We start from the raw sequence: 15,442 nt of genomic DNA, 5'->3' as shown, positions 1-15,442 counted from the left end.
TAAGGGCGTACGGGGTCGAGCCGGCCGCGCAGCCCCCTTCACACCCCTGGGTCGCCGCCCGGTTTCCACAGGTAACCCCACGGCCCTTGACGTAGCCGCCAGGGATTGTCACATTCGGCAGTGTCACATGGCGAACACACACAGCGACGTGGGGTGGGGTGCGGGTGCGGGAGCACGTGCGGGGGCGAGGACAGGTGCGGAAGCGGGGTCGGGGGCGCCTGAGCGGCGGATCGGTCGCTGAGCTGGACGGATTCCGGCGGACGCAGCGTCTGGCGTACGCGTGCGCGGAGGAGGTGGGGGCGCGGCTGCGGCCGGGGGTGACCGAGCGCGAGGCCGCGCGGATGCTGCGGCGGTGGCTGGAGGTCCGTGGTGTGCGGGACTGGTTCCATCTGCCCTTCGCGTGGTTCGGGGACCGCACGGCGTTCACCGGCTTCCGGATACCGCTCCAGTTCTTCCCCACCGGCCGCCGGCTGGAGGAGGGGATGCCGTTCATCCTCGATCTGGCGCCGGTGTACGGCGGGTTCTCGGCGGACGTCGGCTTCTCGGGGCGGATCGGTGAGAACGCCCTGCACGACAAGCTCCTCGATGATCTTCGGGCGCACCGTGAGCTGATCCTGCGCGAGGTGCGCGAGCGGCGCACGCTGCGTGCGATCTACCAGGACGTGGACCGGCTGATGGTCGAGCAGGGGTACGCCAACCGTCATCGGGCGTATCCGTTCGGCGTCATCGCCCACACGGTGGACCGGGTCGAGGAACGCCGTTGGTCCCCGCGTGTGTTCGGCTTCGGCACCCAGGCGCTCAAGGGGCTGGCGAGCGACGCCGTGCGCGGGCACCGGGAGGGCTGGTCGCCGCTGTGGAGCCCGTACGGCTTCTCCGACCATCCGCCGGCCCCGGGGATGTGGGCGGTCGAACCCCACCTCGGATTCCGCGGTACGGGGGCGAAGTTCGAGGAGATCCTGGTGGTCACCGACTCGGCCGATCCGGAACAGAGCGCGTTCTGGCTGGACGACGATCTGCCGCACGTGCGGCGCTGGGAGACGACGGTATGAGTACGGACAGGCGCGGGGAAGTGCGTGAGCGGCGGGTCAGCACCGGCGGGCTCGAGCTGAGTGTGGCCGAGTCGGGCGACGCGGCGCGGCCGACGGTCGTGCTCGTCCACGGCTATCCGGACAGCAAGGAGGTCTGGTCGGAGGTCGCCGTACGGCTCGCGGAGGACTTCCATGTGGTGCTGTACGACGTGCGGGGGCACGGCGGGTCGACGGCGCCGGTTCCGCTGCGCGGCGGTTTCACCCTGGAGAAGCTCACGGACGACTTCCTGGCGGTGGCCGACGCGGTGAGCCCCGGCCGGCCGGTCCATCTGGTCGGGCACGACTGGGGGTCGGTGCAGTCCTGGGAGTTCGTGACCGTGGCACGGACCGAGGGCCGTATCGCGTCGTTCACCTCGGTATCGGGACCGTCCCTGGACCACCTGGGGCACTGGATCGCACAGCGGGCGTCGCGGCCGACGCCCCGCGGGGCCGCTCAACTCCTGGGTCAGGGCGCCAAGTCCTGGTACGTGTACGCCCTGCATGCGCCCGCGCTGACGGAGCTGGCCTGGCGCGGGCCTCTCGGCCGGCGGTGGCCCGCGATCCTGCGGCGGATGGAGAAGGCCCCCGAGGGAGCGGCCCCGTACCCGACGGCCTCGCTCCCCCAGGACGCGGCGCACGGTGCCTGGCTCTACCGGGACAACGTGCGGGCGCGGCTGCGCAGGCCCCGTACGGACCCCTACGCGCACGCACCCGTCCAGCTGATCACGCCGACCGACGACGTCTTCCTGTCGGAGCGGCTCTACGACGATCTGGATCGGTGGGCACCGGATCTCGTACGGCGCTCGCTGCCCGGCAAGCACTGGGTGCCGCGCACGCGTCCCGCTCAGCTGGCCTCGTGGATCGGTGAGTTCGTCGTACGGCACGAGGACCGCGAGGGCGGCGGGCAGCCGAAGGGGGCCACGGCGGCCGGGGCGGTCCGGGAGGCCCCTGCGGTTTCGGCGGTCCGGCCGGCCCCGGCGGCCAGGACGGCCGGGGTGTACGCGCGGCGTTTCGGCGGGCGGCTCGTGCTGGTCACAGGCGCGGCGGGCGGGATCGGCAGGGCCACGGCCTTCGCCTTCGCCGAGGCGGGCGCACGGGTGGTGGCGGTCGACCGGGACGCCGAAGGGGCGGCCAGGACGGCGGAGCTGGCCCGGCTGATCGGTGCGCCGGAGGCCTGGGCGGAGCGGACCGACGTGAGCGACGGTGAGGCGATGGAGAAGCTCGCCAAAAGAGTCGTCACGGAGTACGGGGTCGTCGACGTCCTGGTGAACAACGCCGGGATAGGGCTGTCCGGCCCGTTCCTCGACACCTCGGCCGAGGACTGGAAGCAGGTCCTGGACGTCAACCTCTGGGGCGTCCTTCACGGCTGCCGGCTCTTCGGCCGCCAGATGGTGGAGCGCGGAGAGGGCGGCCATATCGTCAACACCGCGTCCGCCGCCGCCTATCAGCCCTCGAAGGCGCTGTCCGCGTACTGCACGTCCAAGGCAGCGGTGCTGATGCTCAGCGAATGCCTGCGGGCGGAGTGGGGTGGGCAGGGGATCGGCGTCTCCGCGATCTGCCCCGGCTTCGTCAACACCGGGATCACCTCGACCGCGCGTTTCACGGGTGTCTCCGCCGAGGAGGAGTCGCGGCGCAGGAAGAAGGCGAAGCGGCTGTACGGGCTGCGCGACTACCCGCCGGAGAAGGTCGCGGACGCGGTGCTGCGCGCGGTGGTCCGTAACCAGGCCGTGGTGCCGGTCACCCCGGAGGCCCGTGGGGGACTGGTCCTGTCCCGGATCGCGTCCGGGGCGCTGCGCGCGATCGCACGGGTGGAGCCGCCGCTGTGAACGCCGACGGCCACGAGGAGCGGGAGAAGTCCGGGGACTCCGGGGAGCGCGAGGAGTCCCGGGAACGCGAGGAGCGGTACGCGATCGTGCCCCGCCGGGTGTCGTTCGACTGGCAACGGACTCCGCTTCACTGGATACCGGACGAACCGACCGCCACCCATGTCATCAACGTCCTGCACCTGCTGCTGCCTGCGGGGGAGCGGTGGTTCGTCCGGGTCTTCAAGGAGGCTCTGCCCCTGGTCACCGATCCGCGACTGCTCAAGGACGTCAAGGGCTTCATGGGCCAGGAGGCCACGCACAGCGTGCAGCACTCCTACGTGCTGGACCACCTGGCGGAGCAGAAGCTGGACACCGAGGCGTACACCCGCCAGGTGGACTATCTCTTCGAGCAGCTGCTCGGTGAGCGGCCACCCTGGGGCATCCCGTTCCCCGCCGGGAGATGGCTGCTCTACCGGCTGGCGTTCGTCGCCGCGATCGAGCAGTTCACGGCGGTTCTGGGTGACTGGATCCTGCGCGCGGACGCGCTGGACCGGGCCGGTGCCGACGGGACGATGCTGGATCTGCTGCGCTGGCACGGCGCGGAGGAGGTCGAGCACCGGGCGGTGGCGTTCGACCTGTACCAGCACTGCGGGGGCCCGGAACCTCTGCGGTATATACGCAGGGTGGGGACGATGGCGGTCGCCGCGCCCATGCTGCTGTGGCTGTGGAACCGAGGGGCCGCCTATCTGATCCGGCACGATCCGCAGCTCGCGGGCCGGCTGCGTTACACGCCGCCGGCGCACCATAGGGGGATCAGGAAGGGGCTGTTGCCCCCGTGGCATGAACTCGCCGCCGCGATACCCCGCTACCTCCGAAGGTCGTACCACCCCTCGAAGGAGGGTTCGCTGGGCCTGGCCGTCGCCTATCTCGCGTCCTCGCCCGCGGCCCGTGCGGCCGCCGGGGCGGCGGAGCGGGCGGCCCTGGGGAAGGAGGCGTGAGCGCGGAGTACCGGATAGAGGGGCTGGCGCGGGCGAGCGGCGCCACGGTCCGTACGATCCGCGGCTACCTGGACCGCGGGCTGCTGCCCCGGCCCGAGCGGCGCGGCCGGGCCAACGTGTACGGGGACACGCACCTCGCCCGGCTGCGGCAGATCGCCGACCTGCTGGACCGGGGCTATTCGCTGGCCGCCATCAAGGAGTTGCGGGAGGCGTGGGACGCGGGGCGTGGCCTGGGCGGGGTGCTCGGGCTGGTCGCCGAGGCGGACGCACCGTGGACGGACGAGGAGGCGGCCAGGATCTCGCGGGCGGAGCTGGACGAGCGGTTCGGTGGCGAACCGGACGACCGGGCGGTCGCCGAGGCGCTGGAACTCGGCGTCCTGGAAAGGATTCCCGGGCGCGACGACCTCTTCCTGGTGCCGAGTCCCCAGGAGCTTTCCGTGGCGGCCGAGTTGCATGCGGCCGGTGTCCCGCTCCCCGCGATATCGGGCCATCTCAGGGAGCTTCGCGGGCAGGTCGAGCAGATCGCGGACCGTTTTGTGGAGTTCACCACCGAGCACGTCTTCGCCCGGTATCTCGGCCACCGGTCCCCGACGGAGGGGGAGGCGACGGAGGCCGCCGCGCTCGTACGGCGTCTACGACCGCTCGCCCAGCGGTCCGTCGACGCGGAACTGGCGCGCGCGATGCGGCTGTTCGCGAGCCGCCACCTCAGGCGGCGGCTCGCGGGGGAAGGAACGCCTCCGGAGCCCGTCGAGACCGGGGAGGTGGCCCTGCCCGTCACCACGATCCAGGCCGTGGAGGCGCTGGTTGGCACGGCAAACGTGGCGGCCTTCATCACAGCGGCCGCCGAACGGGAGCTCCAGACACGGACCTTGGACGCGCTCGCCCCAACCACGCGACAAAGCAGCGATATTCCCCAAATAGGTTAAACGGACGGCCCGTTGTCCACAGCATCCTCAAATCACCTGTGGATAAGTCGAGTTGGCTGTGGATCAAACCTGTGAATCGAAATGGGTTCAAATGATTGGCGCGGCAGACCGGCGACCGGCACGCTGTTCGGATGACCGGAGTATCCGATGAACGACGCACCGTGAAGGTGTCCAAGTACCTCTCGAAACACCTGCGCCACCAACCCGAGCGGATCGGCATCACCCTCGACACGAACGGCTGGGTGGCGATCGAAGAACTGCTCCACGCCGCTGCCGCGCACGGCTTCCGGATGAGCCGCGCGGATCTGGACCACGCGGTGGCCGTCAACGACAAGCGGCGCTTCACGGTCGACGGCGACCGGATCCGGGCCAACCAGGGCCACACCGTCGCCGTCGACCTGGAACTGGCACCGGCCGAGCCGCCCGCGTACCTCTACCACGGCACCGCTCCCCACAGCCTGGACGCGATCCGCGCCGAAGGGCTGCGCCGCATGCGCCGCCACCACGTCCATCTCTCGGCCGACCGGGAGACGGCCACCCGGGTCGGCGCCCGCCGTGGCCGGCCCGTCGTGCTGGCGGTGGACGCGGGGGCGATGCACCGCGCCGGCCTGATCTTCCACCTGAGCGCGAACGGAGTCTGGCTCACCGACTCCGTACCGCCCCGCTTCCTCCGCCTGCCCGGCTAGCGAACACTCCCCACGCCGCGACTACCGGCCGAGCTGCGCCGGCGCCTCCGTGGCGATCCGCTCGAACACCCGCGGGTCCACGGCGAAGTCCGTGTCGGGGACGGGCTGGTGGATCACGATCTCGGTGATCCCGATCTCGGCGTGCCTGCCCGCGAAGTCCACGAAGGCGTCGACGGATTGCAGCGGCCCGGTCCGGTCCGGGGTGAAGCCGGTGAGCAGGATCTTCTCCACCCCGGCCACCTCCCGCCCGATCTCCGCGCAGGCCTTGCCCAGCCGGTCGACCTGCCCGCGGATCGCGTCACGCGACTCCTCCGGCGTCCCCGTCTCGTAGAGCTTCGGATCGCCCGTCGTCACCCACGCCTGCCCGTACCTCGCCGCGAGCTTCATCCCCCGCGGACCGGTCGCGGCCACCGCGAACGGCAGCCGGGGGCGCTGCGCGCACCCCGGGATGTCCCGCGCCTCGGACGCGGAGTAGAAGGTGCCGTCGTACGTCACGGAGTCCTCGGACAGCAGCCGGTCCAGCAGCGCCACGAACTCGGCGAACCGGTCGGCACGCTCCCGGGGCGACCACGGCTCCTGCCCCAGCACCGTGGCGTCGAACCCCGTACCGCCCGCGCCGACGCCCAGCGTGATCCGGCCCTCCGACACGTCGTCCAGCGAGAGCAGGTCCTTGGCGAACGGGACCGGATGCCGGAAGTTCGGCGACGTCACCATCGTCCCCAGCCGCAACCGCTCCGTCACCCCGGCCGCCGCCGTCAGCGTCGGCACCGCCCCGAACCACGTCCTGTCCCGGAACGGCACCCGCCACGACAGATGGTCATACGTATACGCGGCATGGAACCCGAGCTCCTCGGCCCGTTTCCACACCTCCCGCCCCTCGTCGTGCCAGCGGTAGATCGGCAGAATCACAGTGCTCAGACGCATGGGGACGACCTTACGAGCAACAAGCCCCGCACCGGCGATGGATCGCTATCGGGGAAGCGGGCGATGGAACACGCACCGTCTCGCTACCGTGGCTGGGATGAGCAATGAGCGCCGCCGAAGTCGACGCACACCGGAGCGCGACACGAGCCACGTCCCAGACCTCGCCCAGGCCCTGCGCCGCAGCGCCGAACTGAAGGACGACCTCGTAGCGTTCGGGGAGAGCCGCTCCTTCGAACGATTCCTCGACCCGCTCCTGACGGAAGCCGTCAGCCCCGAAGGCGCGTTGGACGAGGCGACCGCGATCAACGTCATCGACCGCTTCCTTCTTCAGCACCGCCTTCCGGACGGCACCACGGTCGCCGACCGTTTCGTCACCCGGAGGACGGCCCTGACCGATGCCGACCGGCAGATGGTCCTGGCCTGGCGTGACCCGGTGGAGGGGATCTTCGAGGTACGGGGCAAGGACGGCGACTGCCTGCTCCTGCTCAACCTGGTGGACGACCTCGAATACCGGGCCTACACCAACGCCGGGCGGTCGGCTTTCCGCGGGGTCGCGAAAGAAGGCTTCCTCGGTGCCCGCCTGGTCGGCCTGACAACTGTGCCCGGCGCGTGGCTCGTCTCCGGCGTCATGTCCTCCTACCCCCGGGCCGCCGCGCCGGAGATCGCCGCTGCCGCCCTCGACCTGGCCACCAGCCGACCCGACCTCGTCTTCCGCAACCCGGAGAAGGTCGAGGAAGGATGGCGCTCGATGCGCGAGGACCGGGCCGCTTTCGCCGACTTCTTCGGCAGCGACGAGCTGGTCCTCACCGTCGGAGAAGCCGAGGAGCGCATCAACGCCTATTACCGCCACCGGCAGCAGACTGCCACCGCGGCCCAACGCCCCGGCCGTGCCCGGGGCAATCAACACGCCACCCCAGAGGTGCCTCTCTTCACGCTGCCCGCTGAACTCGCGGACGCGGAGACCATCGGCGTCATCTACGACCAGGTCGACGGACTCAACTTCTACGCGGACTACGGGGCGCTGCTGGACCTGTTCGCCAACCCCGACCTCGCGGGCCGCAAGCACCATCAGGACCTGCTCCGCACGTACTTGCGCGAGGAGACGATCACGCCGCTGCCCATCCGCCGTCTGACCGCCGTACACCCGCAAAACGTCGACACGGTGTTCCGCAGACTCCTGCGGCAACCCGGCTTCACCTGGAGCGAGCACGGCGACGCACTCCTGCGCCGACGCAAGCCCTGGTACGACGAGACCGAGCCGCGCCCCGGAGTCTCCGTGATCGGTGACCGGCTCAGTGAACTGCTCCGCGTCCGGCCGCGCTGAGCGCGTGCCCGCCGCACAGCCGGCAACCGAGAAGGACGGCCACTGTCGTGCATACTGCGGTATGCTCGCCGTATGGCTGACACGACCCGGATCACGGTCACGCTGCCGACCGAGCAGGTGGCAGAGCTGAAGAAACTCACGGACAACGTCTCCGGCTACGTGGCCGAGGCGGTCGCCCGTCAGATCAGGCACCAACTGCTCGGGGCGGATCTGCGGAGCTACGAAGACGAGCACGGCTCCTTCAGCGAAGAGGAACTGGCCGAGGCCCGAGCCCGTATCGCGGGAGCGACGGAGACCACGGGCGGCGCGAGCGCCGCGTGAGTCAGCACATCGAATCCGTGGTGTTGGACAGCGAGGGCCTGTCCGCCTGGGTCGCCCAGGACCGGAAGGTCCTCGGCCTGCTGAAGGTGTTCCACGAGATGGGCGCGGATCTGATCATCAGCGCGAACACCATCGTGGAGGTCAGCCACTCCCGCGTGAACAAGCCGCGGCTCCAGTGGACCTTGTCCCGGGTCAAGGTGGAGCCGGTCACCGAGCAGACCGCCAAGGAAGCGGCGCGGCTGCTCAAGGTGGCCGGCCTGCACGGTCACAAGTACGCCATCGACGCGACTGTCACGGAGGCGGCACTCCGGCAGCCCGGACCCGTAGTCCTGCTGACGTCGGACATCGACGATATGGCCCGACTGTGCGGCAAGCAGATCGGGCTCATCAGTCTCTGAGCCACAAAATGGCAGGTCAGCCCATGATGCACGAACGCGGCTTGACCGACGTCACCAGCGTCCCCAGCCGCATCCGCCCGGTCACCCCCGCCGCCGCCGTCAACGTCGGCACCGCCCCGAACCACGGCCCGTCCCGAAACGGCACCCGCCACGACAGATGGTCATAGGTATACGCGGCATAAAACCCCAACTCCTCGGCCCGCCGCCACACCTCCCGCCCCTGCTCGTGCCAGCGGTAGATCGGCAGAATCACGGTGCTCAGACGCATGAGCCGAAGATAAGCGATAGGTCGGGGTGAACCGGCGGAGGCAAAGGCGTGGTCAGGGGATGCGGATCAACCTTCCCACTTCTGCGGGCAGTTGAAGCACTCAGAAGTTTGCGAAGCTAGCTTCGAAGTGTAGTCTTTCTGGTGTCAGCAGGGATCGGGGCCGCCCGGACCTGGTGTGTGGTGCCGTACGTGAACTACCCGCGCCACCCTGCATGGTTTGCACGCCCGGCAGGGTGGCGCGGCTCAACCATCCCCGCACGAAGTGCGAAGACAGAAAGGAATCCTCATGAGGATTGCCGTTACCCATCATGCATGGTCCCTCCCGCCTCGGGCCATCAAGGCCAAGGTGCCGCTCGTACTGATCATTGTCTTGGCCGTGGTCGGCGCCTTTGCCCTGGGGCAGGGTGGGGCGGCGCTGACCGTGGTCGTCATGGCCCTGCTGGCCGCTGCCATGGAGGATCTGGTGCGCGGTGCCATGCGGTACTGGAAGCAGATCGCCTGACCGTGGGCGGCGGGGTGTCCGGAGCGAGAGCCCGCACCGGACACCCCGCCGCCCACCCGTGGGACCACAGCAGATTGGCAGTGCCGGGAAGAGGACAGAGGAGCCGTGCAGGGAGACGACGCGTCTATGAGCTGGGACCATAAAATTCCGCTAGGGAGCCTGTGTGAGGTGAAGGCCGGCCCGTCCGGGTCCTTGCTGGATAACCTCCATGACGGCCCCGACGGAGTGCCGGTGATCTCGCCGCCGGATCTCACCTACGACCACAGAGTGGACACCCGACGGCTACGGCGGGTGCCGTGCGAGGAGGCGAAACGCCTCTCCCGGTTCTCTCTGCAGGAGGGAGACATCCTCGTCGTGCGGCAGGGGACGCTCGGCCGTCTGGCGCTGGTTGAGGCGCAACACGCCACCTGGTTCTACGGCTCGTCCTGTCTGCGGATCAGGCCCCGGCGGGAGCACGTCCTGCCTGAGTACCTCGTGTCGTATCTGTCGTATCCGCCTGTGCAACGGTTCATGCTCGGCCAGTCCATCCCGGGTACGGTGCCTTCGCTCAACTCCGCAATGCTGAACGACTTGCCTGTCACCGTGCCGCCCCTGGACCGGCAGCACGCTGTCGTCGAAACCCTGGCGGACGTCGACGCACGGATCAGGATCCAGCGGCAGATGGCTGATCGCCTGGAAGCATTGCGGCCGGCCATCTTCGGAGAGCTAATCCAGGGAGTGAGGCGCACGTGAGTCCGATCACCTACGGCCAACTGGAACGGACCCTCTTCAAGGCTGGTGACATCCTGCGCGGCAGGATGGACTCCTCGCAGTACCGTGAGGTCATCTCCGCGATGCTGCTCCTCAAGCGGGTCTCGGACCAGCCCGGCATCCTTCGGGTGCCTGACCTTGCGCGTTGGTCCCAGATCGTCGCCTACGAGGGCAAGGCACCGGGACGTGTGCTCAACGAGGCCCTGTGGGCACTTGAGCAGAGCAACCCCGAGGTATTGAAGGACGTGTTCGAGGCCGTCGACTTCGAGGTAAGGCTGAGCCGCGCCGAGTTGAAGGCGCTGGTCGATCACTTCGACCGTGTTCCGCTGAACGACGACGACCTGGAGTTCGGCGATGTGGTCGGCCGCGCCTACGACTGCCTCCTGGACGCGTTCGCCGGCAGTGTAGGGAAACGGGGTGGGGAGTTCTTCACGCCGCGTTCTGTGGTCCGCCTGATGGTGCGCCTAGTCCGACCGCAGGAAGGACAATCGGTCTACGATCCGTTCACCGGCTCAGGAGGCATGCTTGTCCAGGCCGGGCAGTACGTCGACGAGCACGGCGGAGAGGGCACGGGCCTCGCCTTCTTCGGACAGGAGATGAACGCCGCGACGTGCTCAACGGCCCGGCTGAACCTTCTGCTGCACGGCCTTAAGGACAGTTCGGTGCTCTGCGGAGACACACTGACCGATCCACTCCACTCGCTGGAGGACGGCCACCTGAGACGCTACGACCGCGTGCTGACCAATCCTCCCTTTTCGATGAAATACTCCGAGAAGGAGATAAGGCATCCGGACCGGATGAAGTACGGCTGGACACCCGGGCACAGGGCCGATCTGATGAACGTCCAGCACGTGCTGGCCACACTCCTTCCGGATGGAATCGGTGCAGTGGTCACCCCGCACGGTGTGCTGTTCCGGGGTGGGGCGGAGGAGCAGATCCGCCGGGGAATCGTCGCGGACCACCGGCTCGAAGCGGTGATCGGTATCGGACCCAACGTGTTCTACGGCACGGCCATCCCGGCCTGCATCCTGGTGCTACGGGGCACGGACGGAACACCGTCGGATAAGCGCGGTCACGTGCTGTTCGTCAACGCCGAGCGCGAAGTGGTCACGGGGAGGTCGCAGAACCGTCTGGAGCCGCAGAACGTGGAAAAGATCGTGGGAGCCTTCCGCGAGTGGGCGGACATTCCCGGCTTCTCGCGAGTGGTCTCGCTGGACGAGATCGAGGCCAACGACTTCGACCTCAACATCCGGCGCTATGTCGACGCGGGTCCGCCCGCCGAGCCGTCGCTGGACGTCCGCGCCGCGCTGTTCGGCGGGGTGCCGAGAAGCGAAGTCGTTGCAGAAATGAGGAGGTTCGAGGTCTTCGGTATCGGCATCGCCGACCTGTTCACGACGAAGAGTTCCGGCTACCTCGATTTCCCGGACAGCGGTTGCGAGGCGACTGCAGTTCGGATCCCGGACCTGGCGGCTGTCCGAGAGAGGGACTTCGTCGAAGACTGCCGCGCCTGGTGGCTGGCAATCGAATCACGCCTTACCGAGCTCGCAGGCACCGGAAAGCTGTCGACGTTGAGTTACCGGCTAATGGCCTCTTTCCGTGAGGAGCTCCTGCCGGCCGGGATCCTGGACCAGTACCAGTTGACCGGTGCCTTCGCGGCATGGTGGGCCGTTCGTCAGGACGACCTCAGGAGCCTGGACCGCTGGGGCTTTCCCGGAGTGATCGACCGATGGGCGGTGGCCGAGAGCCGACCTTCGTATCTCCCTGAGAGCCTGGCCCGCGAGCGAGTGCTTGACGTTCTTGGTAACGACCTTTGCTCTCGCGTGGAGAGGCTCACTGCCGCGGAGCGGCAACGAATGGTCGATGTCTACCGCTCATGGGGTGAGCGGTACGGGACTTCCTTCACGGACCTGGAGAGGCAGAGCGAGGCAGCTGCGACACAGCTCAGAGTGCGCTTGGAGGAACTCGGCTACACCTGATCGGTCCGTTCTACCAGCCCGCCATGACCTGGTATCGCCGTCCGGGAGCGGAATTCCCGCGTCGAGGTCGAGCCCGGTCACCTGCAGACCTTCTGACGTCGGACATCGACGGCACGGCCCGCCTGTGTGGCAAGCAGATCGGGCTCATCAGCCTCTGAGCCACAAAATGGCAGGTCAGCCCGTGATGCATGAACGCGGGTTGACCGAGGTCACCAGCGTGCCCAGGCGCATCCGCGAGGTGGCGGTGGCGGCGGCCGTCAGGGTGGGGACCGCGCCGAACCACGGGCCGTCGCGGAACGGCACCCGCCACGACAGGTGGTCGTAGGTGTAGGCGGCGTCGAAGCCCAGCTCCTCGGCCCGCCTCCACACCTCCCGTCCTTCGGTCCAGCGGTAGATCGGCAGAATCACTGTGCTCAGGCGCAAACTCATGGAGTCGAGCCTACGGTCCGCGTCGCGGATGCCGCCGACCCATATATGTCGCGGGCGCTGTCGCCCGGGGGGAGCGGTCGGCGGTCAGCGCATGTGGCCCATGGTCGTCTCCACCTCGGCCACCAGAACGCGGGTCGTCTCCCCTTCCTGTGCGGCCAGTTCGTCCCGGAGGGCCGTCAGGCGGGCCAGGGCCGCGTCCTGCCGGTCGAGGGCACGTTCGCTCCAGGCCACGCGGGTCAGGCACCGGACGCGGGAGTCCAGGGCGTCCGGCCCGGCGCGGCGCGCGCCTCTCACATGTGCGCCCCTCCGCACGCCCGTGCACCTTCGTACGTGAGAATGGCCCGGTGACCTCCACCGACGACTCCCCGCTCCCCGCCCGGCCCCGGCTGATCGCCACCGATCTGGACGGCACCCTGCTGCACGACGAGAAGACCGTCTCGGACCGTACGATCGCCGCGCTGGCCGCCGCCGAGCGGGCCGGCATCGAGGTCTTCTTCGTCACCGGCCGGCCCGCCCGGTGGATGGACGTCGTCAGGGAGTACGTGCACGGCCACGGCATGGCGATCTGCGCCAATGGCGCGGCCGTCGTCGACCTGCGCGCCGGCGGAGAGCTGCTCCGCGTCCGTCCGCTGGACCGTGCGACCGCGCTCGACGTCGTACGGGCCCTGCGCGACGCGGCGCCCGGCACGACCTTCGCGATCGAGCTGAGCACCGGCATCCACTACGAACCCGACTATCCGGCCTTCCACCTGGACCCTGGGGCGAGTGTCGCCGCCGCCGAGAAACTCCTGCACGAGGACGAGCAGGGCTCGGCCGCCCCCGTACTGAAGGTGCTCGCCCACCACCCCGACCTGACCCCGGACGGCTTCCTGACGGTGGCCAGGACGGCCGCGGGCGGCCTCGCGTCCTTCACCCGCTCCAGCCCGACCGCCCTGCTGGAGATCAGCGGCCTGGGCGTGAGCAAGGCGAGCACACTCGCGCTGTGCTGCGCCGAACGCGGCATCTCCTCGGACGAGGTCGTCGCGTTCGGGGACATGCCGAACGACCTGGAGATGCTGACCTGGGCCGGTACGTCGTACGCGATGGGCAACGCCCACCCCGACGTGCTGGCCGCCGCCTCGGGACACACCCTCACCAACAACGAGGACGGCGTCGCGGTGGTCATCGAACAGATCCTGGCCCGCCTCTGACAGAGCTGGCGACGGAGCAGTCGACGGAGCAGTGAGGGGAGAGACCACGGCCACCGAACGGCCCGCCTCCTAAAGAGGCGCCTCCCACACCACCGTCGTACCGCCGCCGCCCTCCCCCAGACCCGCCACACACGTGCTCGATCCGCCCAGCGACTCCGCCCGCCGCTGGAGATTGCGCAACCCGCTGCGCCGGCCGCTCTCGGGCAGCCCCACACCGTCGTCCGCCACCGACAGCCGGACCGCCTCATGGCCGTCGGGCAGCCGGACGGTGGCGTCGACGACCACCTCGATCCGGGTGGCGTGCGCGTGCCGGAAGGCGTTGGAGAGGGCTTCGCGCAGCGCGGCGATCAGGTTCTTCCCGGTGAGCTCGCCGACCCGGCCGTCGACGGGTCCGACAAAGCGGTGGGACGGCTGGAACCCCAGCGGCACGGCCGCCGTCTTGATCTCGCGCAGGACGCGCGTCCGCAGCCCGGACGGCGCCTCCGCAGGGCCCCGCTGCAACGCGAAGATGGCGGTACGGATCTCCTGGATGGTCACGTCCAGCTCGTCCACGGCCCGGCCGATGCCCTGGTGCGCCTCCTGGGCGACCGGGCCGCGCTGGGCGCTCTCCAGCATCATCCCGGTGGCGAAGAGCCGCTGGATGACCAGGTCGTGCAGATCGCGGGCGATCCGGTCCCTGTCCTCCAGGACGGCCAGCCGCTCCCGGTCGCGCTGCGCGTCGGCCATCATCAGCGCCAGGGCCGCCTGGGAGGCGAACTGGGTGGCGAGGATGCGTTCGGTCTCGGTGAAGCGGCGCGCGCCGCGCGGGCGGGGCGTGACCAGGGCTCCGAGCACCCGCCCCCCGCTGTGGAGCGGCAGCAGCATGCACGGGCCGTACCCCTCGGCCATGTCGGTGATCATGCGCGGGTCGGTGGTGGAGTCGTCCACGAAGACGGACTCGCCGGCCAGCAGGGACCGTACGACCGGGCTCTCGGGGGGAGCGGTCATGCCGAGCCTGGAGGAGGGGTGGGGGCGGTCGGAGGAGATCGCGACGATCTCCAGCCCGTCGCCCGGCGTGGGCAGCATGACCACGCCGGCCGCCGAGTCGGCGAGGCTGCGGGCCTGTTCTGCGACCACCGCGAGGGCGTCGGCCCCGCCGTTGGAGAGCAGCGCCGTGGTGACGGCGACCGAGCCGTCGATCCACCGCTCGCGCTGCCTGGCCGCCTCGTACAGCCGCGCGTGCCCGATGGCGATCCCGGCCTCCGTGGCGAGCACCCGCAGGACGTGCAGATCCTGGTCGTCGAACGCGACCGCCGCGTCCTCGTCCGTCCCCGCCTCCCCCGCGCCGGAACCGGAACCTTCCGCGTCCTTGGAAGCGCGCTTCTCGGCGAGATACAGGTTCCCGAACAGCGCGCCGTGCACCCGGATCGGCACCCCGATGAACGTGCGCGTCGGCGGCCCCGCCCGCCCCTCGCCGTCGGAGCCGCCGGAGCCGCCGGAGCCGTCGGAGCCCGGACCGGTCTCGTGCTCGCCGAGCCTCATCGGCCCCGACTGCTGGATCAGCGCGCCCAGCAGGCCCCTGAGCCCGTCGGGCCTGCCTCCGACCAGCCGTACCTCCTCCGTGCCGACCCCGTAGGTGACGAAGTCGGAGAGGCCGTCGCCCGACTCGTCGACCACACCGATCGCCGCGTAGCGGGCGTCCGCGAGGTGGGCCGCGGTCTCACAGATCCGGTCGAGCGTGGAGTGCAGTTCGAGCCCTGTTCCGACGGACCGCATGGCTTCCAGCAGCTGCGGCACCCGCGCCGTGAGCTCGGTGGACATGCCTTGGAGGCTGCGCGCCGCACGGGTGGCGGCCTCCAGGTGTTCCGTCGACTCGGGCACTGCCATGCCCTTGAGCGT

At 69.7% G+C, this 15,442-nt stretch carries 15 protein-coding genes and 2 pseudogenes; 12 read left to right on the top strand and 5 right to left on the bottom strand.

What is annotated here, in order from left to right:
• Positions 1 to 194: 194 nt before the first annotated feature.
• From OG349_RS18490 to OG349_RS18470, 5 genes are all read left to right on the top strand, one after another.
• Complete coding sequence (locus tag OG349_RS18490; protein ID WP_327235665.1) at positions 195 to 1,049, top strand: M24 family metallopeptidase; 855 nt, start codon at positions 195 to 197, stop codon at positions 1,047 to 1,049.
• Positions 1,046 to 2,893 (top strand): SDR family oxidoreductase, encoded by a 1,848-nt coding sequence (locus OG349_RS18485; protein WP_327235664.1) that lies wholly within the window; start codon positions 1,046 to 1,048, stop codon positions 2,891 to 2,893. The genes OG349_RS18490 and OG349_RS18485 overlap by 4 nt, the downstream gene beginning before the upstream one ends.
• Before the next feature lie 83 nt (positions 2,894 to 2,976).
• A complete protein-coding gene (locus OG349_RS18480) occupies positions 2,977 to 3,870 on the top strand; it encodes a metal-dependent hydrolase (protein WP_327238614.1) in 894 nt (297 codons plus the stop codon).
• Positions 3,867 to 4,796, top strand: a complete 930-nt coding sequence (locus OG349_RS18475) for a MerR family transcriptional regulator (protein WP_327235663.1) — start codon at positions 3,867 to 3,869, stop codon at positions 4,794 to 4,796. Before OG349_RS18480 ends, OG349_RS18475 begins: the two co-directional genes overlap by 4 nt.
• Before the next feature lie 131 nt (positions 4,797 to 4,927).
• Positions 4,928 to 5,482, top strand: a complete 555-nt coding sequence (locus OG349_RS18470; protein ID WP_327235662.1) for an RNA 2'-phosphotransferase — start codon at positions 4,928 to 4,930, stop codon at positions 5,480 to 5,482.
• A gap of 21 nt (positions 5,483 to 5,503) precedes the next feature.
• Here OG349_RS18470 and OG349_RS18465 read toward each other — a convergent pair whose 3' ends face one another.
• Positions 5,504 to 6,406, bottom strand: coding sequence for an LLM class flavin-dependent oxidoreductase (locus OG349_RS18465; protein WP_327235661.1), 903 nt, complete (start codon positions 6,404 to 6,406; stop codon positions 5,504 to 5,506).
• 97 nt (positions 6,407 to 6,503) lie between these two features.
• Here OG349_RS18465 and OG349_RS18460 point away from each other — a divergent pair, with 97 nt between their 5' ends.
• From OG349_RS18460 to OG349_RS18450, 3 genes are all read left to right on the top strand, one after another.
• Positions 6,504 to 7,730, top strand: a complete 1,227-nt coding sequence (locus OG349_RS18460; protein WP_327235660.1) for a hypothetical protein — start codon at positions 6,504 to 6,506, stop codon at positions 7,728 to 7,730.
• Between the two features lie 72 nt (positions 7,731 to 7,802).
• A complete protein-coding gene (locus tag OG349_RS18455; RefSeq protein WP_167981807.1) occupies positions 7,803 to 8,051 on the top strand; it encodes a type II toxin-antitoxin system CcdA family antitoxin in 249 nt (82 codons plus the stop codon).
• Positions 8,048 to 8,449, top strand: a complete 402-nt coding sequence (locus OG349_RS18450; RefSeq protein WP_327235659.1) for a DNA-binding protein — start codon at positions 8,048 to 8,050, stop codon at positions 8,447 to 8,449. Before OG349_RS18455 ends, OG349_RS18450 begins: the two co-directional genes overlap by 4 nt.
• A 46-nt stretch (positions 8,450 to 8,495) precedes the next feature.
• On the opposite strand, the pseudogene OG349_RS18445 reads toward OG349_RS18450, so the two are convergent.
• Positions 8,496 to 8,717 (bottom strand): annotated as a pseudogene (locus tag OG349_RS18445) (LLM class flavin-dependent oxidoreductase); the annotation flags it as partial.
• 286 nt (positions 8,718 to 9,003) lie between these two features.
• On the opposite strand from OG349_RS18445, the gene OG349_RS18440 reads away from it, so the two are divergent.
• The 3 genes from OG349_RS18440 to OG349_RS18430 all read left to right on the top strand — a co-directional run bounded on the left by OG349_RS18440 (position 9,004) and on the right by OG349_RS18430 (position 11,945).
• Positions 9,004 to 9,219 (top strand): hypothetical protein, encoded by a 216-nt coding sequence (locus tag OG349_RS18440; protein ID WP_327235658.1) that lies wholly within the window; start codon positions 9,004 to 9,006, stop codon positions 9,217 to 9,219.
• Positions 9,220 to 9,345: 126 nt separating this feature from the next.
• Positions 9,346 to 9,951 (top strand): restriction endonuclease subunit S, encoded by a 606-nt coding sequence (locus OG349_RS18435; protein ID WP_327235657.1) that lies wholly within the window; start codon positions 9,346 to 9,348, stop codon positions 9,949 to 9,951.
• Complete coding sequence (locus OG349_RS18430; RefSeq protein WP_327235656.1) at positions 9,948 to 11,945, top strand: type I restriction-modification system subunit M; 1,998 nt, start codon at positions 9,948 to 9,950, stop codon at positions 11,943 to 11,945. Before OG349_RS18435 ends, OG349_RS18430 begins: the two co-directional genes overlap by 4 nt.
• 180 nt (positions 11,946 to 12,125) lie before the next feature.
• Here OG349_RS18430 and OG349_RS18425 read toward each other — a convergent pair.
• Both OG349_RS18425 and OG349_RS18420 read right to left on the bottom strand, forming a co-directional pair.
• Positions 12,126 to 12,374, bottom strand: a pseudogene (locus OG349_RS18425) (LLM class flavin-dependent oxidoreductase); the annotation flags it as partial.
• 84 nt (positions 12,375 to 12,458) lie between these two features.
• A complete protein-coding gene (locus OG349_RS18420; RefSeq protein ID WP_327235655.1) occupies positions 12,459 to 12,668 on the bottom strand; it encodes a hypothetical protein in 210 nt (69 codons plus the stop codon).
• Between the two features lie 50 nt (positions 12,669 to 12,718).
• Between OG349_RS18420 and OG349_RS18415 the strand changes: the two genes are divergently transcribed.
• Positions 12,719 to 13,564 carry a Cof-type HAD-IIB family hydrolase gene (locus OG349_RS18415; RefSeq protein WP_327235654.1) on the top strand — a complete coding sequence of 282 codons (846 nt, stop codon included), beginning with the start codon at positions 12,719 to 12,721 and terminating at the stop codon, positions 13,562 to 13,564.
• A gap of 69 nt (positions 13,565 to 13,633) precedes the next feature.
• Here the strand turns inward: OG349_RS18415 and OG349_RS18410 are convergent, their stop codons facing one another.
• Positions 13,634 to 15,430: a sensor histidine kinase gene (locus tag OG349_RS18410; RefSeq protein WP_327235653.1), complete on the bottom strand. Its 1,797-nt coding sequence runs from the start codon at positions 15,428 to 15,430 to the stop codon at positions 13,634 to 13,636.
• Positions 15,431 to 15,442: the final 12 nt, after the last annotated feature.

The organism is Streptomyces sp. NBC_01317, from assembly GCF_035961655.1.
Taxonomy (GTDB): Bacteria; Actinomycetota; Actinomycetes; order Streptomycetales; family Streptomycetaceae; genus Streptomyces.
This window is presented reverse-complemented; position numbering and strand designations above follow the sequence as displayed.